Annotated in this window: 16 protein-coding genes; 7 read left to right on the forward strand and 9 right to left on the reverse strand. The window is 47.0% G+C overall.

The genetic code is table 11. The annotated features are described in order from the left end of the window. The first annotated feature begins 87 nt into the window (after positions 1-87). Positions 88-753 carry an S-layer homology domain-containing protein gene (locus QUA27_RS18270; protein WP_333069531.1) on the forward strand — a complete coding sequence of 222 codons (666 nt, stop codon included), beginning with the start codon at positions 88-90 and terminating at the stop codon, positions 751-753. Between the two features lie 144 nt (positions 754-897). On the opposite strand, the gene QUA27_RS18275 is transcribed toward QUA27_RS18270, so the two are convergent. Next, positions 898-1,614 (reverse strand): biliverdin-producing heme oxygenase, encoded by a 717-nt coding sequence (locus QUA27_RS18275; protein ID WP_333069533.1) that lies wholly within the window; start codon positions 1,612-1,614, stop codon positions 898-900. A gap of 234 nt (positions 1,615-1,848) precedes the next feature. Continuing rightward, the gene (gene gyrB, locus QUA27_RS18280; RefSeq protein ID WP_333069535.1) at positions 1,849-3,789 is read right to left on the reverse strand and encodes a DNA topoisomerase (ATP-hydrolyzing) subunit B; all 1,941 of its coding nucleotides are present in this window, start codon (positions 3,787-3,789) and stop codon (positions 1,849-1,851) included. Between the two features lie 258 nt (positions 3,790-4,047). Here gyrB and miaA point away from each other — a divergent pair, with 258 nt between their 5' ends. Beyond that, the gene (miaA, locus tag QUA27_RS18285) at positions 4,048-4,968 is read left to right on the forward strand and encodes a tRNA (adenosine(37)-N6)-dimethylallyltransferase MiaA (protein WP_333069537.1); all 921 of its coding nucleotides are present in this window, start codon (positions 4,048-4,050) and stop codon (positions 4,966-4,968) included. 131 nt (positions 4,969-5,099) lie between these two features. Here the strand turns inward: miaA and msrP are convergent, their stop codons facing one another. Then, on the reverse strand, positions 5,100-6,083 hold the full coding sequence (gene msrP, locus QUA27_RS18290) for a protein-methionine-sulfoxide reductase catalytic subunit MsrP (protein WP_333069539.1): 984 nt from the start codon (positions 6,081-6,083) through the stop codon (positions 5,100-5,102). A 248-nt stretch (positions 6,084-6,331) separates the two neighbouring features. On the opposite strand from msrP, the gene QUA27_RS18295 reads away from it, so the two are divergent. Further along, a complete protein-coding gene (locus QUA27_RS18295; protein ID WP_333069542.1) occupies positions 6,332-6,490 on the forward strand; it encodes a hypothetical protein in 159 nt (52 codons plus the stop codon). Between the two features lie 31 nt (positions 6,491-6,521). After that, positions 6,522-8,576, forward strand: a complete 2,055-nt coding sequence (locus tag QUA27_RS18300; RefSeq protein WP_333069543.1) for a protein kinase domain-containing protein — start codon at positions 6,522-6,524, stop codon at positions 8,574-8,576. A 139-nt stretch (positions 8,577-8,715) separates the two neighbouring features. Here QUA27_RS18300 and QUA27_RS18305 read toward each other — a convergent pair whose 3' ends face one another. After that, entirely contained in the window at positions 8,716-9,456 is a 741-nt protein-coding gene (locus QUA27_RS18305; protein ID WP_333069545.1) for an SDR family oxidoreductase, read from the reverse strand. 171 nt (positions 9,457-9,627) lie between these two features. Between QUA27_RS18305 and QUA27_RS18310 the strand changes: the two genes are divergently transcribed. From QUA27_RS18310 to QUA27_RS18320, 3 genes are all read left to right on the forward strand, one after another. Continuing rightward, complete coding sequence (locus tag QUA27_RS18310) at positions 9,628-10,203, forward strand: tetratricopeptide repeat protein (RefSeq protein ID WP_333069547.1); 576 nt, start codon at positions 9,628-9,630, stop codon at positions 10,201-10,203. Between the two features lie 55 nt (positions 10,204-10,258). Continuing rightward, on the forward strand, positions 10,259-11,167 hold the full coding sequence (locus tag QUA27_RS18315; RefSeq protein WP_333069548.1) for a hypothetical protein: 909 nt from the start codon (positions 10,259-10,261) through the stop codon (positions 11,165-11,167). A 149-nt stretch (positions 11,168-11,316) separates the two neighbouring features. After that, a complete protein-coding gene (locus QUA27_RS18320) occupies positions 11,317-11,610 on the forward strand; it encodes a DUF3288 family protein (protein WP_333069549.1) in 294 nt (97 codons plus the stop codon). A 30-nt stretch (positions 11,611-11,640) separates the two neighbouring features. Here QUA27_RS18320 and QUA27_RS18325 read toward each other — a convergent pair whose 3' ends face one another. The 5 genes from QUA27_RS18325 to QUA27_RS18345 form a co-directional block, all read right to left on the reverse strand. Continuing rightward, the gene (locus QUA27_RS18325; RefSeq protein ID WP_333069550.1) at positions 11,641-12,906 is read right to left on the reverse strand and encodes a hypothetical protein; all 1,266 of its coding nucleotides are present in this window, start codon (positions 12,904-12,906) and stop codon (positions 11,641-11,643) included. Between the two features lie 133 nt (positions 12,907-13,039). Next, positions 13,040-13,750 carry a hypothetical protein gene (locus tag QUA27_RS18330; RefSeq protein WP_333069552.1) on the reverse strand — a complete coding sequence of 237 codons (711 nt, stop codon included), beginning with the start codon at positions 13,748-13,750 and terminating at the stop codon, positions 13,040-13,042. Between the two features lie 52 nt (positions 13,751-13,802). After that, positions 13,803-15,617, reverse strand: coding sequence for a tetratricopeptide repeat protein (locus QUA27_RS18335; protein ID WP_333069553.1), 1,815 nt, complete (start codon positions 15,615-15,617; stop codon positions 13,803-13,805). 294 nt (positions 15,618-15,911) lie between these two features. Then, positions 15,912-18,728 carry a preprotein translocase subunit SecA gene (gene secA, locus QUA27_RS18340; protein ID WP_333069555.1) on the reverse strand — a complete coding sequence of 939 codons (2,817 nt, stop codon included), beginning with the start codon at positions 18,726-18,728 and terminating at the stop codon, positions 15,912-15,914. Between the two features lie 341 nt (positions 18,729-19,069). Then, on the reverse strand, positions 19,070-19,732 hold a 663-nt coding region (locus QUA27_RS18345), incomplete at its 5' end, for a HEAT repeat domain-containing protein (protein WP_333069557.1).

The following is a 19,732-nucleotide window of genomic DNA, read 5'->3' on the forward strand; positions in this document are numbered from 1 at the left end:
CCGAAACCACAGAATTATACCGATAGAACCGGAAAAAATATTACTGCTGTTTTCATGATTGTTTTAGCGACAGAAAGGATTAAAATCGTGAAAAGGTTAGTGAATGTTTTTTTGGCGATCGCCCTACTGCAAGGAGTGCCTATGGCGGTTCAATCTCAAGAAATAATTGACCCGATCGACCGGGTTGTGAGTGCAGGATTGATGAATAAAGATGCCAGTGGCAATTTTCATGCTGATGGTCTTGTCAGTCGCGCTGATTTGGCGGTGATTTTAGTAAAAACTTTTGGTTTGGAACGGCGGAAAACAGCTCAGAAACCGGATCGGGAATTGCCGGACGTACCGAAGAGTTACTCGGCTTACAGTGCTATTCAAACTGTTTTGAAAACGGGAACAATGAGTGGATATCGCGACGGAATGTTTTTCCCAAATCAAAGGGTGACTCGCGCTGAAGCTTTGGCGATTTTTGCTCAAGCTTACGGGGTTTTTCAGTTTCCCGATGCCAGTATTTCCGAGATTTTAGCTAAGTATCCAGATGCAGGGGAAATTCCTAATTGGGCTAGAAAGTCTATTGCTACTGCACTTTATGAAGGGTTTGTTAATGTTGAACTGGGAACTAATAAGATTAATCCTTTGAAGCCGATGACTCGCTGGGATACAGCTTACGCTTTGAGCAAGTATTTGGAGCGGCAGGTAAGGCCGACTTCTTTGCCTGTCCCGGACGATCAGCCTCCCGATCGCGGCGTGGGAAGGTGATAGTGTTGATTTGTGAGTTAAAAAGTCGATCGCCCATCATGCAAAATCCCGGAGCTTTGGTGACTGTAAAAGCAGCCATCAAACCCCCAGGATTTAATTTTTTCCTCTGAAACGAGGCTCAAATTATTGCCAATGAGTGTTGGCTCAATCAGCAGTAGCTAATTCGGTACTGCCACCACCGCGCTTCCGCGTCAGGGTATTGAAAAGCATCTGACCAACTGCTTTAATCAAATTGCCTTCTAACTCCATGAACATCTTCATGTTCATGCCAAAAGCTGCATTAGCTTCGTCCACAATTCGCTCTGCTGTTGCTTCGTCAATCGGCAGTTCATTCATTGCCTGACGGTAGTTAGCCTTGAATTCTTTTTCATCAGGAATATCCTGGAATTCATAGAAAGCAGTGCCTTCTCCATCGGAAAGATTCATCCCGCGCTGGGCAATTCCCTTCAGGATTTGTCCGCCAGATAAATCGCCAAGGTAGCGAGTATAAGAGTGAGCTACTAACAGTTCTGGTGCTGTCGCCGAAATCTCGTGAATTCGCTCCACATAAGCTTTAGCTGCGGCTGACGGAGCTACTTGTTCGCGCCAATTGGCACCGTAGTAGTAAAATAAATCTTGCTCTAAGCTTTGTTTGCGATTCAACTCAGAAAAGTAAATTTTTGAAACAACCGGATGCTGCTTTTGACGTTCCATTTCCTCTTCGATTGCCGAGTAGACAAAGTAGAGGTTTCCTACTAACTTCCGGTAAGAAGTTTTTTCTACAACGCCTTTTAAAAAACACTTGACAAAACCGACGTTTTCTGCCATTGTGTGGGACTTTTTGGTTCCCTCACGCAATTTGGTCGCTAAATTGATGCTCATGCTATATTGTCCAACCTTCTATTTTTGTGGTAGTTGATGGATGCGCCAAAAATCTAAAATTTACCTAAGTGTTTACCTTAGATCGATTTGATGAGAGATTGTATTAATTTTTATAACAAAACCTACAGCCCTCAAACAGCAGAAAGCCTTGTGCCTCGGAAGGCACAAGGGTTCAAACTGCTGCAAAAGTTTAGTCGTTAGTCGTTCGTCATCGACTGTTAGCTAATGGCTAATTTAGATGTCCAAGTCGAGGAGGTTGAGTTTGGGGCCGTAGGTTTCGATGAATTCGCGGCGGGGGGCGACACGATCGCCCATTAAGATCGTAAAGATGCGATCGGCCTCAGCAGCGTCTTCAATTTCCACTCGTTTCAGCGTACGAGTTTCTGGGTTCATCGTTGTATCCCACAATTGTGTCGGCATCATTTCACCCAAACCTTTGAACCGCTGAATGGTGTAGTTAGCATTCGCCGGAAATTCATTGCGGATGAGATTGTTCATTTCGCGATCGCTGTAACAGTAATAATGATTCCGTCCCCGTTCCACTTTATAGAGAGGAGGACAAGCAATATAGATGTAACCTTGTTCTACAAGTGCACGCTGATAGCGGTAGAAGAAAGTCAACAACAGCGTGCGGATGTGAGCACCATCTACGTCAGCGTCAGTCATAATTACGATGTGGTGATACCGCAATTGACCCGGATCGAATTCTTCACCTTTGATGCCCAAACCCAGTGCTGTAATTAACGATTGAATTTCGTTATTTTTGTAGATTTTGGCGTCGTCTGTTTTCTCAATATTGAGAATTTTACCGCGCAAAGGCAGGATTGCTTGGAATTGGCGATCGCGCCCTTGTTTTGCAGATCCGCCTGCCGAATCCCCTTCCACCAAGTAGATCTCAGACAGGGCGGGATCTCTGGAACTACAGTCCGCTAATTTTCCAGGCAAAGGAGACGATTCTAAAACGGATTTTCGGCGCACTAGATCGCGGGCACGGCGGGCGGCTTCAGCGGCCTTAAATGCCTGAATAGCTTTTTCCAAAATAGCGTCAGCTACTTGGGGGCGAAACTCTAAATATTCTGTCAATACTTCGCCTACCAAGGAATCGACAATTCCCCGAACTTCTGTATTTCCTAGCTTAGTTTTAGTTTGACCTTCAAATTCCGGGTCTGGGACTTTGACCGAAATCACTGCTGTCAAACCTTCGCGAACGTTTTCGCCAGCGAGGTTGGGCTCGTTTTCTTTGATTTTGTTGCGCTTGCGGGCGAACGAATTCATCGTCCGCGTCAAAACCGCCTTCAAACCTTCTAAGTGCGTGCCTCCGTCGATCGTCCGAATGTTGTTAGCAAAACCGAGAACGTTGTCGCTAAAAGCATCGACGCACCACTGCAAAGCCACTTCTATCTGCACGTTGTTGCGTTCTCCTTGCACGTAGATCACTTCTTCGTGCAGAGGCTGCTTTTCGCGGTTCATGTAGGCGATATATTCCTTAATTCCGCCCTCGTAACAATAGGTTTCGACGCGCGGTTCGCTACTTTTGAGCAGTTCCAAACGGTGGTCGCTAAACGTAATTCTCACGCCCGCATTCAAGTAACCCAATTCTCGCAAGCGCCCGGCGAGTGTAGTGTAATCAAATTCAATGCCAGTGCTAAATATTTGACTATCTGGCAAGAAAGAAACTGAAGTGCCGGTGCGAGTGCCTTTGTTGGGCTTGGCACTAAGTTCAGTAACTGGATTGCCTCTTTCGTAGCGCTGTAAATGTTCTTTTTGGTCGCGCCAAACTGTCACTTCTACCCACTCGGACAGCGCGTTAACAACAGAAATACCTACACCGTGCAATCCTCCAGAAACCTTGTAGCCACCACCGCCAAATTTACCGCCGGCGTGAAGTACAGTCATTACTGTTTCTATTCCCGATTTGCCAGTCTTGGCAACGATGCCGGTCGGAATACCCCGGCCGTCGTCTGTCACGGTAACGGAACCGTCGGCGTTGATGTCAATCTCGATGTGAGTGCAGTGGCCAGCCAGCGCCTCATCTATGGAATTGTCCACAACCTCGTAAACTAGATGGTGGAGTCCTCGCGGGCCGGTGGTACCGATGTACATCCCCGGTCGTTTGCGGACTGCTTCGAGACCTTCGAGAACTTGAATCTGGTCGGCGCTGTAGCTGCTGGTCATACAAAAATAGCTCCAATAATGAGGCCTCAAGCCCCGAAAGCTTCTAAAATGATAAAACTTCTAAAATTATAGCACAAAACCGTTAAAGGCGATGCTAGGGCTTTCTGAAGGGAAATTTATCGGGGGGACGGAGGGGAAGTGTTTTGAGATTACTCAAAGGCTCCAGGGGTCGATCGCGGTGAATCAGTGGATGGAGAGAGGCGAAAGCCTGGATACGAGAGGATTTGAGAGTTTTTATAGGGAAATGTGCGACAGCTTATGCCTAGATTAATTACGATTTGCGGGGCGACGGCGACGGGGAAGTCTGGAGTGGCTTTGGCTTTGGCGGGGCGACTGCAATCCTCGATCCTGAGTGCGGACTCCCGTCAAGTGTACCGCGAATTTGACATCGGAACCGCAAAACCGACGGCGGTCGATCGCACTTCTGTACCGCATCACTTAATTGACATCTGCGATCCGACACAAACTCTGACACTAGCAGATTACCAACAGCAAGCTCAAAAACTAATTGCTGATGTTGATTTTCCCCTGTCTCCACCTCTGTTGTTGGTGGGAGGGACGGGCTTATATATTAAATCGATCGTGCGCGGTTTGAAAATTCCGAGAGTAGCGCCGATGCCCGAATTGCGCTCGCAACTTGCCGAACTCGGACAATCTCAATGTTACGCGATGTTGCAGCAGGTCGATCGCTCTGCCGCTGAGAAAATTCACCTCAATGATCCAGTAAGAACTTTAAGAGCACTGGAAGTATTTTATGTCACCGGTCGCCCTATTTCCGAACAGCAGGGCGAAAATCCTCCCAATTATCCTATTTTACAAATTGGGTTGGATTGCGCGATCGATGTTTTGATCGATCGGATCGAACAGCGCACCGAACAAATGCTAGAACGCGGTTGGATTGCTGAAGTAGAATATTTGTGTAAAAAATACGGCTGCGACTTGCCACTGTTGAACACGCTGGGCTATCAGGAAATGAAACAATATTTGGCTGGCGACATTAAGCTTGAAGAAGCCAAAGAATTAACTATTTTGCACACGCGGCAATTTGCCAAGAGACAGCGAACTTGGTTTCGAGCTTATCCTGAAATTGAATGGTTTGATGTTAGCACGCCAGATTTGCTAGAAAGAGTTTGGCAGAGAGTTGAAGAGTTTGAGGGACGCAGATCAAGACGGATGTAATTTCAATTTTTCCTTCGCAGGCTCTGCCTGGGAATGCCTGAATCCGAGGCTCTGCCTCGCAGAAATAGGGAAGCATAGCCTCCGGTTCTGCGTTCCTAGGCAGAGCCTAGAAACGAGGGGAAATCCGTCTATTAACTGTACAAACTCGCCACATATTCGCCGTAACCGTTATAAGGCAAAGTTGGGCGAGTTTCCCACGACCAACTGTTACCGGGGCCGACTATCCGTTCGCTAGCCTGCGACCATCTGGGGTGCGGTTTGTCGGGTTCCACATTTGCTTCAAAAGCGTATTCGTTGGGGCCGATTGTATTCCAAAAAGTGGCGGGCTGTTTTTCGACAAATTCAATTTTGACTATCGACTTTGCGCCCTTAAAACCGTATTTCCAAGGAATTACTTGCCGCAGCGGCGCACCATTTTGTTTTGGTAGTCTTCGGCCATACAAGCCTGTGGCAAAAAAGGCTAAATCATTGGCCATTTCTTCAATTCGCAGACCTTCGGTATAAGGCCAAGGATAAAATTGCGACATCAAACCGGGGCCGGGAGTAATTTTTGGGTCGTAAAATGAGGTAAAGCGAACGAATTTAGCCTTCGATTGCGGTTCGACATCGGCCATCAGTAATTTCATGGGAAATCCGACCCAGGGAACTACCATCGCCCACGCTTCTACACAGCGAAATCGATAAACTCGTTCTTCGATAGGAAATTTTTTGTAGAGGTCGTCAATATCATAAGTGCGGGGATTTTTTACTAAACCGCCTACTTCTATTTTCCAGTTTTCTGTTGGCAAAGCTTGAGCGGCTTGCCAAATAGATTTTGTGCCACCGTATTCGTAAAAATTGTTGTATTTTGTAGCTAAGGCTTCGTCGGTAATGGCTCGATCGACTTTTGCAAAAGCCGGATTCCGGCTCAATTCCGAATATGCTTGGGTTGAGCTTCGATCCAAAGCAGTTTTTGAGCTAGCATTGCTTTGGCAGCCGGTCAGCGGCAGCAGCGAAGCAGTCACGCCGGCGCCAATTAAATTTGTCATGAAGCGGCGGCGGTTGAGAAATGCTGTTTCTGGGGTAATTTGGGGTTCGAGAATTTCCCAAGGTTTGGGAACGCGAATTAACGGCATAAGTAATAGTTAAAAGTTAGTAGTTAGTTTGGCTAAATTTGCCAAATTTTTAATCGGTTAGTCGATTTGAAATTTGAAGTTTTAGATTAACTCCATAGGAGAAAGAATCGCGGATATTTGGCAATGCCTCGCGATTGGTTTGCTGCGATCGCACTGAAAGTATTCGCAATGACAGTATAACGTAATTCGGTAACAGCAAATCCAGCCGAGCGCTCGATCGCGCGAGCAATCGATCGACCTATTAAACCTTGCTCGCAGGAAAGTCAGCAATAATTTACGTGCGATCGACCAAAGCCATTGTGGCGAAAATCTGGGAAACAATTATGATCAAGCAAAGATTCCAATTATTTAATTTGTCCACAGGAAGCGGCACGCACCGCCCCGCTTTCCTCCCCCACCAGCAATAATGTCGGACGGGGGTCTCCAGCGGAAAGACAAATGAGTTACTGCACCAATCCCCATTGCCAGAATCCCCAAAATCTCGATCGCGCGACAGTATGCAAAAGTTGCGAGTCGAACTTGCTGCTAAAAGGCCGCTACCGAGTCTTTCACACCCTCGGTCAAAGTCTCACTTGCCGCACCTTCTTAGCAGTCGATGAAGACCAACCTTCGCAACCCCGCTGCGTCATTCAACAGTTCTGCGGCTCAGCAGCAGCCGCAGACGGTGGCACACAGTCAAACCGGACATTTCGCGGCTCAGCCTCAGTTCTCGACGAGTTGGGCAAACATCCGCAAATACCGAAACTGCTGGCATCTTTTGAACTTGAAGGCTGCCAGTATTTAGTGCAAGAATACATCGAAGGCCGCAATTTAGCCGATCGGCTTTCAGAAAAAGGTGTTGTTAAAGAAATTCAAATTTGGTATCTGCTGGGCGAATTGTTGCCAGTCCTGCAATTTGTTCACGAACATCAACTGATTCACGGAGATATCAAACCGTCGAATATTATTCACCGGAAAACTCCCCAAGCATCCCCAGCTTTGGCAGGGAAAGAGAATTTACATTCCGTGTCCCAAGAAAGTTCCTCTGGGCTAGTTTTAGTCGATTTCGGCGCGGCAATTCCGGCAAATAGCGGGCCGCTGAAAACAGAAACGGTCACAGGTTCTGCCGAATACGCGGCCCCGGAACAAATTAAAGGCCAAGCGATTAAAAGCAGCGACATCTACAGTTTGGGCGTCACTTGCATTCACTTGTTAACGGGAATGTCGCCGTTTGATTTGTTTGACATTAAAACCGAAAGTTGGACTTGGAGACATTATTTGAAAGTACCAGTTTCGGCGCGACTCGGCCGCATTCTGGATAAAATGGTGCAGCGAGAACCATCAAAACGCTATCGCTCAACCGAGGCAATTCTCACAGACATGAAATACGGCCCGGCACCGGTAGACGTGATTCTCAGCAAACCCAAATGGACTTTAGCCATGTGGGGAGCAAGTGCGGTTGCCCTGCTGTCCGTAGTGCTGGGTGTTCGCTTGCCATCTCCTGCACCCCAGGCTTTCACTTCTTCTGAGCCTGTTTCTAGCATTCCCGAAATTCGGTTCAATCCGCCCCCGATGCAGGATTTCAACGGTGAGGCATCGCAGTCCCGGCCTGCTGTGCGGACTCTGGCGGATCAAGACAAAAACCCGGTTTGGGCGGTAGCAGTCGCTCCCAACGGCCGCGTGATAGTCAGCGGGAATAATGACGGCACAATTCACCTGCTGCACAAGCGTCACGGTAAGCTGCTCAAGGTTTTAGCAGGACATTTGGGGCCGGTGTGGTCGGTGGCTGTCAGTCCCGACGGCAGGACGATCGCCAGCGGCGGCGTTGACGGTACGATTAAATTGTGGAATTTCTATTCTGGCAGGTTAATTCAGACTTTGGACGGACACCAAGACGGCGTGTTCTCGGTGGTTTTCAGTCCCGATAGCCAGACCGTGGCCAGTGTCGGTAAGGACAAAACTTTGAAGCTTTGGGAAGTCCAAGGCGGGGCCGAGTTGGAAACTCTCAAGCGGGTTTTTGATGAGGTGCAGTCGGTGGCTTTCAGTCCCGATCGAGAAACTTTGGCTATCGGCAGCAGCGACGGTAAGATCAGCCTGTGGAACTGGCAGACTGGGGAATTGAAAGAAACTCTTTGGGGTCATTCCGAGGGGGTTTGGTCTCTGGCCATCAGCCCGGACGGTCAAACTCTCGCCAGCGGCAGTTGGGACAAGACGGTGAAGTTGTGGGATATCAGCGCAAATAATCAGTTCCGGCAGTCCAACGGTTCTCTGCTACGGACTTTGATCGGCCATTCCGACAAGGTTAAGTCCTTGGCTTTCAGTCCCGACGGAGACAAGCTGGCCAGCGCCGATTTGAGCGGGACTATCAAGCTGTGGCGGATGGGTTCCGGCGAAATCGCGGGCACGCTGAAGGGTCATTCTACCTGGGTGGAATTGGCTTTTAATCCTCAGGACAAAACTCTGATCAGCGGCAGTTTTGACGACACGATTAAGGTGTGGCGGCTGTCTCCTTGATTTGTTAGATTGTCCGCGCTATAAAATTATAACAATCCCCAACCAAAATCAAAGATTCTGGTTGGGGATTGTTATAATCGGCGATTGAAATCGCTGCTATACAAACTTTTATCCACTCCAAGCTGACTAAAGTATATATTTAGGCAATCCCGCCGTTAACGCGGATATTTTGTCCGGTAATCCACCGGGCTTCTTCGCTGCACAAAAATGCCGTCACATCGGCAATATCTTCAACTTTTCCGAGTCTTCCCAAAGCAGCCATTTGAGTAAATCTTTGTATTTGTTCGGCGGTTTTGCCGACATTAAAGAGTTCTGTATCCGTTGGACCCGGAGAAATGACATTGACTGTAATTTGCCGATCGCCCAATTCCTTAGCTAGCGATCGAGTTAGCTGTTCCACCGCGCCTTTTGTGGCCACATAAGCCCCGTAAGTTGGCAGTAGCATCACCGTTGTCGAACTGGAAAAATTGACAATTCTCCCTCCCTCCGCCATGCGTTTAGCAGCTTCTTGACAAGCAAAAAACGTGCCTTTGACGTTAATTGCAAAAAGATTATCAAACTCTGCTTCGGTAACTTCCGCGACTGGTTTGTTAATCATTGTTCCGGCATTATTGACTAAAATATCGACTTGTGCGTAAGTTTCGAGAGTGCGATCGAACAAATCGCGAATTTCTGCGGTTTTGCTGACATCGGCTTGCACGGCTAATGCTTTGCCGCCTGCTGCTTCAATCGCTGACACAACTTCTTTTGCTTGCTCAGATCCTCTGGCGTAGTTGACGACCACTGATGCGCCTTCTTCGGATAATCGGAGGGCGATCGCGCGTCCAATTCCCCGCGATGCACCAGTCACAATTGCCACTTTTCCTGCTAGTGATGCCATGAGATTTCCTCTGCCATTAGCGTTGATGCTGGTTCAAAATAATCATACTATTTTTTCCGCATTCCGGTACACAAACAAATTTAAAATCTTAAATAGTCAGAATATCCCTCGAAATCGCGGTTGCTAACTAACACTTGTGGTAAAGTAGTATCGGCTGTTAAAGTAAAATCTATGACCGTAAGTTCCGAGTTAGCAGAGCAGTATTTGTCAGCGGGCGAGAGCCTCCAGAAATCAGGAAAACTTGAGGAGGCGAGCGCTCAATATCAAAAATTACTAGCCATTCAGCCGGATAGTGCGATCGCACTTAACAAGATAGCTGAAATTTATTATATGCAACAGAAATATGTAGAGGCGATCGCCTCCTGTTACCAAGCACTTCGCCAGCAACCCAATTTCGCCCCCGCCTACAAAACTCTAGGCAATATCCTGCAAGCCCAAGGCAAAATAGACGCGGCCATTCGCGCCTACTCAAAGGCGATCGAATTTGATCCTAATTTTGTCGAAGCCTATGTTAACTTGGGCAGTATGTTTTACAAACAAGGCCAGCTCGATGACGCCATAACTTACTATCAAAAATCTATTGCTCTTCAACCAGATTTAGCCGTCGCTTATTGGAATTTAGGCAAAAGTTTGGAAGAGCAAGGTCGAATCAATGAAGGTTTATTTTATCAAAAAAAAGCTCTAAATTTACAGCCGGAGTTAGAAGGTAGAAGCAATTCAGTAAAAAATCACACTTACACTTACTGAAGAGGGATGTTATAGTCAAAATAATTCAATCATTAACTATGCAAGCTGGATCGACATGGAAATTAGCCAGAGTCCGCTCGAATTCCTAACGGCTAAAGTACAAGAAACTGTTGCCGATACCCAAAACTTAGCCAACGAAATCGCTGCTAAAGTTGAGGAAAATGCAACTGTATTAACGGCGTGGGTACAATCAGCGCCAAGTTCAATGGTTAGTGCTGGGGCGATCGCCACTCAAGAAGCTTTTAAAATAGCACACAACATCCGTTTTGAGAACCTGCCAATAAATCTGCAATCGAAATTTGCGAGGGCTGGAATGCGTGACGGCATCCGAAATGTGCAAGAAGCAGCAAAAGTATTTGAATCAATACCCGCCCAAATTCGTGCCCAAGGCCCAGAAGCAATTCGCAACTTCTGTCAAGATAAAGATTGGAGTCACATCCAAGCCCACGTCAATGGAGGCGGAAGCGAAGCTGCTAACGGGATTTTTGAATATTTTTGGGTGAATCGTGCTCGCGGTGGTAAAGACATGACTGCCGCAGAATTAGCAGTCGCTAAGCAAGTTTTAGCGGATGCAGCGTTTAAAGCAGCAGTTGCCGAAATCGTTGGGGCTGCAATGAAAGGGGCGATTGCCGCTGCAGTAATTGAGTTAATATTTTCTATCTTAGAAAATTCGCTATTGTGCGTTGAAGGCAAAATTACGCAGTCAGAGTTAGTCGAACAAGTCGCCACCGCCACCGCCAAAGCTGGCATTGCTGGCGGTGTTATTACTGGCATTCTGTTAACACTGTGCATGATATTTCCCCCCATTGCCGCGCTTTTAGGTGCCGCAGCGATGCCCTTGGCGGTTGCAGGTATTGGTTTTATGGGAATTCGCGCCTGGGAAATCTTTTGTCACGGCGATCGACTATTTGGTATTACTGAACAAACACAAAAATTTCTGGGAATGACTGAAACGACAACTTAAACAGTTGACAGTTGACAGTTATGATACCCGAATCAAACCGTTTATGAAGCGCGGATTTAAGACTCTATTCATTAGGTTATTTATGTCCGCGCTTTTGGTGGCGGTTGCTTGTAGCAACATTTTCAGATGATTGGAAAACATAAAATAGTATGGATTCAGTAGAAAAAACTCAAGATCAGCAGCATCCGCAATACAAGCGGGATCGAGCCAGTGTCGATACTTTAATAGCAGGAGAAGCAACCGACTACAATTTATCGGAATTAGCAAGATTAATAATTCGCTACCGAGGCTTTCCCGGCGCTAGAGATATTCAATCGGACTTAAAAAAAGTCCTGCAAAAATGGAATTATACCGAAGAAAGTCTTTATGAACAAACCCGTAAAATTCACGCCACAGGTGAAGTTTACAGGAAACAAAAAAGCGATCAAGAAGATTGGGTATAATACCAAATTTCATGTGATAGCTTATTCAAATCACGGATTGCTACTTGTTGATTTAGAAATCTCATTAATGATAAAAGACAACAAGTAAGTAAAGGAAGCAGCACAGAAAGAAATCAGCGCAATAATCGCATCGCCAGATAAAACCCCATCTAGCCAACTCGCTTGAATTCGGGAAACAGGAAACTCCTTATCTAACCCGATCTGAATCAGTTTCGATTTACCAGAAATGCGGACTTCTAACCCTTCTTGGGGAACAATATTAAGATAGCGGATCAGTTTAATTCCCGGTTCCTCCACCATGAGAAATTGATTTCGCTTGATTTCCTTTTTCTGCTCTGCCATGTGGACTTCACCCTTAAGAATTGTTGAAATAGGTAAGTTATCGTCCTGATTTGCTCCTGTCCTATCTAAACGCTGAAATTGTACATCTTTTACCTCTATTTTACCTCGAAACCATTGCTTAGATTCATTGTTTTTGGGTGCAGGTGGTTGTTGCAGATAGATAGTAACAGGATCTGCAAGGTTTAATCTGAATTCCTGAGTGTTGGGTGTCAGAATAAATTCTAACTGCCTTTGTTTTTCTGAATCAATTGGCAATTTGACATTTGTCAATTGATATCCTTCTAAGCTAACTTTCAGGGGTTGATTTCCCAAATTAAGCTGTAATATATTAGTATTAGTTGGTTTTTTTACTGGTGTCAGCGAAAAAGCAAGCTGATTGCGATAGGTATCGTAACTCAGATTATTAACTTTTGTATCAGGTTGCAGCCGCAGTTCTGTGAATTCTAGTTCGCTAGATTGTTTCAGGTTGGCGGGAGCAATTGACCACTTACTTGTGCTATCTATTGGCTCTATTTCTAAGATGGTGAGTTGATTTAATGCGGGCGTAGATTTGCTTTGAATTTTTCCTGTAAAAGTGAGAGTTTGTTGGCCTTCAATTTCTAAACTTTTGAGGCCACGAACAGGATCTAAAAACAGTTTTGGCTCTTTGCCAGCGTATGTAAAGCTCATCTCTTCTACGGTGAGATTGCTTTCAAAAATGTGGGTACTAGGTACAAAAGCGGCAAGCGTTAAACCGCTAAAGATTAGCAAGAGACCTAAAACAAAAGTGAGTATTTTATTTGACCATAGATAGGTGGAGAGGGATTTTAAAGTTTTAATCACCCAATTTAACCCCTTTTTTATCCCAGAAATCACCAGCCGTCCTGTGGCAATCAGCTTTTGCCCAATTTTATCTATCTTTATCGCGCTGAGAAAAGCACCAATTTGCTGCTTAATTTTTTGCCTGCGTGCCATGTTTTAATCCTGGGTGATTTTAAGCTGGTAAGCTGCCCAATCTGACCTTTATTATAAAAAAATAGTTGGTACTAAGCTTTTTAGGAGTTCAAGGGCTTCAGTCCTTACTACAAACTGAATCCTTGACAAGCATTTATTTCAGCCAGTTAGGATTGTGTTCAAAGACAATTTTCCGATTAATTTTCTCTGGCTGGTTCCCTCGTGGCTCAATTTCCGCCTCAATTTGCAATTCATAGCGGCCGGCTGGGGCATTGCGGCTATCCCAGGTAAAAATCATTTCATTAGTTTGGATTAGATTGCGGGGGTTGCTGTATACTTCTTTGCCGTTTCGCAAAATTCTAAAGACAGGGAATTTTACCCGACTGGGGCTATAGAAAACAAATTCGTACTGTCCAGAACTTTGCCCTAAAATAACTGGAACGTACACCACTTGTGAACCGAAATTCACTGATGCTACGGCCCGCAGGCTATTGCTAGGAACCTTCTCTTGCTTGAGAACGTAACTATCCCATAACAAGGTATAGAATCCGCTGTTTTCAGTAAGGGAAGGGTTATCTAATTGATAGTTTTTGTCTAAAGATTGCACTTTCACTTCTGGCTTTCCGCCGCCGTTGATGCCGGGAATTTTCATGGAGACTTGTGCTTGATAGCTGGGGATGTTGCGGGTGGCGAGGGAAATTAAGCGCAAACTATTGCCGCTGACGGGTTGCCGCTTGATGCCTTCGCAGCGGTTGTCTCGGCGGATGTAGTCGGTGGAACGGAGGTTGCCTTCGGGACAGGCGAGGGCGGGTATTTGGCTGAGAGTGAGGGCGATGACGCTGGCAAATAAAAGTTTGGCCTTCATAATTTCCTTCGTTGACTGGGTAATGCGGTTATCTTAGGCGACGTTAGCAACCTTATTTAATTCCCAATGCTCGTAATTTTTCCATAATTACGGGCATAGAATAGGCAAAACCAAGGCCTTCATCAACTTCTACTACAATGCCTAAAAGTTGATTTTCTGAATTGATGACCGGGCCGCCGGAGTTGCCCGCTTGGATGGCCGTCCCGGATATTTGCAATTGTTGGCTGTTGTAGCTGCTGATTGTACCCGGTTCTATAGACCAAGGGATGCCCCGCACTGGATGGCCAATGGCCCGGACAGACATCTGGCGCTGAATGGGGTTTGAGGAAGTGGGCAAGGGTTTGATATCGTCGGGAAGGGGGTCGGTGACTTCTAAGACGGCGATATCGAGGTTGTCAGTGGGGGGAGTCATGCCTAGAACTCTGGCATTTCGCCGCATCCTGAGTTTGCCAGAGGGGGGTTCGCTGAAAAATTCGACTTGAATGTTTTGGCCTTGTTTTCCTGTGGCTTGGTCAAGGATAACGTGGCGGTTGGTGATAATTAAGGTGCGGTTGCCCTCTCGCTGGATGACTAAGCCTGTCCCTTTCTGGCTTCCCTGTATGTCGCTGCTGGAAAATTCGGCGATGATGCGTACGACTGGGCGCAAAATGGGGAACGATGGGTCGTTTTTCGGCAAGTATGGGCGATCGTCCCTTGCTTCTACTTGGGGATTTCGTCGTAAGTTTAACAGCCGTTCTGCTTCGTTGAGGTTGTTGCTGGCATAAACAAAATTTGGGTCGATTTGGAGCGATCGTTTATATTCTTCAATGGCTTGTTCTAAATTGCCTTGCTTCTGTAGTGCGTAGCCTAGTCCATAGTGTGCGAAAGTATGAACACTGAAAGGTTTTGCAGTCCTAGTATCTGGCAAACTCAGAGCTTGCCTATAGTTGGCAATTGCTTCCTCCAGTTTCCCCTGGTCAGCCAGCGTACTGCCCAGATTGTTGTAAGCTCTGGCATTTTTGGGTTCAAGTTCTATGGCTTGGCGTAGGGCAGCGATCGCTTTCTCTACTTTCCCCTGGTTATACAGCGCGTTGCCCAGTTCGGCATAAGCTTCGGCAAATTTGGGATCGAGTTCGATAGCTTGGCCTAGGGCAGCGAGCGCTTCCTCCAGTTTCCCCTGGTTATACAGTGTATGACCCAGATTGTAGTAAGCTCCGGCATATTTGGGGTCAAGTTGGATGGCTTGGCGGTAGGCGGCGATCTCTTCGTCTAGTTTCCCCTGCTTATACAGCGCAGTGCCTAAGTGGTTGTAAGCTAGGGCAAATTTGGGGTCAAGTTGGATGGCTTGGCGATAAGCTGCGATCGCATCTTCCAGTTTCTCGTAGTCTCTAAGCGCGTCACCCAGACCGATGTAAGCATAGACAAATTTAGGGTCAAGTTGGATGGCTTGGCGGTAGGCGGTGATCGCTTGCTCTAGTTTTGCCTCGTCACTATTGTAGTAATAAGTGTTAGATTTGAGGTCAACTTGGATCGCTTGACGGTAGGCTTCTTCTAGTCTCCCATAGTTATATATCGTATAGCCTAGATTGTAGTAAGCTAAGGCAAATTTGGGGTCAAGTTGGATAGCTTGACGGTAGGCAATGATCGCTTCCTCCACTTTCCCCTGTTGTCTCAGGGCATCCCCCAGATTGTTGTAAGCTACGGAATTATTCGGGTAAACTTGAATTACTCTACGCCATATCGATTCAGCCTGAGTGTAGTTACCAGCACTTTGAGCCGCATTACCCTGTTGAGATAACTCCTCAATCGTTTGAGCCACCGCCAACAGAGGCATCCCAGCCAGAGACAAAGTTAACACCAGAGCGAGTAACCGGAAGGGGGATTTCACAGAGTACAGCCTCAATCTCAAATTTTAGGTAAAAGCAATTACTTTAGTCACTTCAATTATTGTAGCGTTAGCTCTCACAGCCGGAGAAGGCGCGCTTGCTGTAAAACTGCAAACCGTTGGATTCGTTGTCGATGTCATTGAAATGGCTTGATTGCTGCAAGAAATTCTTTTTCAGCAAGGTGATCGTTTGTTTGCCTATTATGATTTTAGGGTTAAATTCCCTTAAAATAAAACTTAAAAATGAAAGATTAAATCCTTCATTTTTAAGTTTTAACAGTCAACTGTTAACTATCTTCAAACCATCTCTGGCGAAACTTGCATTGCCGGCTGCGGCTGGAACTGGAACAGCGAATAAACCACATTGCGGCGGATATCCGTCATCATGTCCAAAAACAGCTCGTAACCTTCAGTTTTGTACTCGATTAACGGGTCTTTCTGACCGTAACCGCGCAGCCCTACAGACTCGCGCAAAGCATCCATTTGTTGCAAGTGTTCCCGCCACAAAGTATCAATTTGCTGCAAAATAAAGAACCGTTCCGCATCTCGCATCAATTCGGCTCGGATTGCATTAACTTCCGCTTCTTTGATGTCGTAAGCATTGCGGACTTGTTCGTGCAAGAAAGTTTTAACTTCCTCAACGGACAAATCTTCTAGTTGATCCGGTGTCATGTCAGCGAGCAGATAAACAAATTCCTTCACCTTGCTCACAAGTTTGTCGAGTTCCCATTCTTCCGAAGGTAAATCGGGATTGATGTATGCTCCCACGATATCATCCATCGTCTGTTCGGCATATCTAATTACCTGTTCCTTGGAGTCCAAACCTTCCAATACTCGGCGACGTTCCGCATAGATTGCTCGACGCTGATTGTTCATCACTTCGTCGTATTCAAATACCTGCTTGCGGATATCGTAATAGTAGGTTTCGACTTTTTTCTGAGCGCCTTCGAGGGAACGAGTCAGCATTCCAGATTCGATCGGCATATCTTCCTCAACACCGAAAGCCTTCATCAAACCGGCCACCCGTTCGCCGCCGAAAATCCTGAGCAAATTGTCTTCCAAACTCAAGAAAAACCGTGTGGAACCAGGGTCTCCTTGGCGTCCCGCCCGGCCGCGCAACTGATTGTCGATCCGGCGCGATTCGTGGCGTTCGGTACCGATGACGTGCAAGCCTCCCAACTGCACCACTTCATCGTGTTCGGTGCTGGTAAAAGCATCGTACTCCTTGCGAGTTAAATTGTAAGCTTCCCGCAATTTTTGAATTACCGGGTCTTTTGTCGGCGCTTTTTCCGAAGCTATAGCCACGATATCATCGGCTTGCAATTCCGAGAGCGATCGCTCGCCGTACTCCTTCACCGCCAATTCCACCGCCGCCTTGAGCATTTGCTCGGCATCTTTCGATAACTGCGTCGGGAAAATCTGCGCCGAAGCTTTCCAAGACTTTACCTTTTTCGCAGTCTGACCAAAACCTTGAGGTGCGGGGCGGCCGCTAATACCAGGCACTTGCACCACCGAAAACCCGTCGTCATCTTCGGGTTGCACGATCCGGGGCATAAAATACTCCCGCAACTTCAGGCGCGCCATGTACTCAGAATTACCGCCCAAAATAATATCAGTACCGCGTCCCGCCATGTTCGTGGCGATCGTCACAGCACCCTTGCGTCCGGCTTGAGCGATAATTTCTGATTCCCGCTCCACATTTTCCGGTTTAGCATTGAGCAAATTGTGAGGAATTTTGCGTTCCAGCAGCAGCCGCGACAGCAACTCCGACTTTTCTACGCTTGTAGTACCCACCAGCACCGGCCGACCGATCTCGTGCATTTCCGCGCATTCTTGGGAGATCGCATTCCACTTGCCAGCCTCCGCCTTGTAAACCATATCCGAAAGGTCAGTACGGCTGGTAATCCGGTTAGTGGGAATCAGCGTTACTTCCAGATTGTAAATCTTCTCAAACTCCGTCTCTTCAGTCTTTGCCGTCCCAGTCATCCCCGACAGCTTCGGATAAAGCAAAAAGAAATTCTGATAAGTAATAGTCGCCAGCGTCTGAGTTTCCGGCTGAATTTCCGCCCGTTCCTTCGCTTCGATCGCCTGGTGCAAACCGTCACTCCAGCGCCGTCCCGGCATCACCCGGCCCGTAAACTCATCCACAATCACGACTTCGCGATCGGGAGTGACGATGTAGTTAATATCCTTAATAAACAATTCCTTCGCCTTAATCGCATTAAAAATGTAATGCGCCCAAGGGTCAGCCGGGTCGTACAAATCCGTAACGCCCAACAACCGCTCAGCTTCACCAAACCCTTCATCGGTCAAAAGCACATTCCGAGCCTTTTCGTCAACCTCGTAATGTTCTTCATTTTCCTTTCTCAGAGCAGCAGCTACTTCAGCCGCCCGCATATACTTCTCACTCGGGCGTTCCACCTGGCCGGAAATAATTAGAGGCGTCCTGGCTTCATCGATCAGCACCGAGTCAACCTCGTCAATCACGCAGAAATTAAAAGGACGCTGCACTACATCTTCCATGACAGTAGCCATGTTGTCGCGCAAATAATCAAAGCCCACCTCGCTGTTAGTGGCGTAGGTAATATCGCAGCTATAATTTTTCTTTCGTTCCACCTGATCCATGCCCTGCTGAATCAGTCCCACAGTCAATCCCAGGAAGCGGTGCACCTGTCCCATCCATTCCGCGTCCCGCCTTGCGAGATAATCGTTGACGGTGATGATGTGTACGCCTTTGCCGTTGAGGGCGTTGAGGTAAGCCGGCAGCGTCGCCACGAGAGTTTTGCCTTCACCGGTTTTCATTTCGGCAATTTGGCCTTTGTGCAGGATAATGCCCCCGAGGAGTTGGACATCAAAGTGGCGCATTCCTAAAACCCGTTGTCCCGCTTCCCGCACCACTGCAAAAGCCTCCGGCAAGATTTCGTCTAGGATCTCTTTCTCTTCGTTGAGAGATTTAGCTTTTGCCAGACGTTCTTGAAACTCCGCCGTTTTCCCTCTGAGGCCGTCGTCTGAGAGGGCGCGGATGTCTTCTTCCAAAATATTGATATCAGCTACCCAAGGCTGAAATTTTCTCAGTTTGCGCGCGTTGGGATCGCCTAGCAGATTTTTAAACATGGCAGGAGAGGCAGATTTTTAATAATTTAGCTATTAGCTTTCAGGGTTACGGGCTGTAGTGTTAGCCACAACATATACCCTCCCCGATTGTAGCAACCATTGGCTATCCTGGCCGTCGCTGGGGTCGATCGACCGATTTTGGATTTTCGATTTTGGATTTTCGATTGAATAATCGATCGATTTTAGATTTGGGATTTGGGATTTTCGATTGAATAGTTGACCTCTGTTCCCGGTTATTAAGGGGATGGAGGGCCCTAATCGTCAAACAGCAGACTGACGGCATTTTTGGTGAAATTTCCGGAAGTGCGATCGGGTTTTACTGGCGCAAAAGCTACATACTTCTAAAAAGGCACTGGCGATCGATTTCCCTCACCCACCACCAAATCCCACAACACATCAATACCTAAACAGACATATTTTGCATCCTGATGGCTATCTATCCATTGCACGACAGCAGTCAAAACGTGACTAGATTTCAGACCCAACTTACCCAAGGCTTCTGCTGCTGCCGAGTAATGCACAACAAAGTCATTCCTCTCTTCGAGACGTAACAGCAGAGCATTGATGACAGTTTCTGAAGCATTTCCCAAGTTACCCAAGGCTTGGGCTGCCGAGCTACGCATTGAGTTATCCTCATCTTCCAGACGTAAAAGCAGAGCATTGATGACAGTTTCTGAAGGATTTCTCAAGTTACCCAAGGCTTGGGCTGCCGAGCTACGCACTGAGTTATCATCTTCCAGACGTAACAGCAGGGCACTGATGACAGTTTCTGAAGCATTTCCCAAGTTACCCAAGGCTTGGGCTGCCGAGCTACGCATTGAGTTATCCCCATCTTCCAGACGTGAAAGCAGAGCATTGATGACAGTTTCTGAAGCATTTCTCAAGTTACCCAAGGCTTGGGCTGCCGAGCTACGCACTGAGTTATCTTCATCTTCCAGACGTAACAGCAGGGCACTGATGACAGTTTCTGAAGCATTTCCCAAGTTACCCAAGGCTTGGGCTGC

The organism is Microcoleus harperi Pol14_C6, assembly GCF_036701295.1.
Taxonomy (GTDB): domain Bacteria; phylum Cyanobacteriota; class Cyanobacteriia; order Cyanobacteriales; family Microcoleaceae; genus Microcoleus.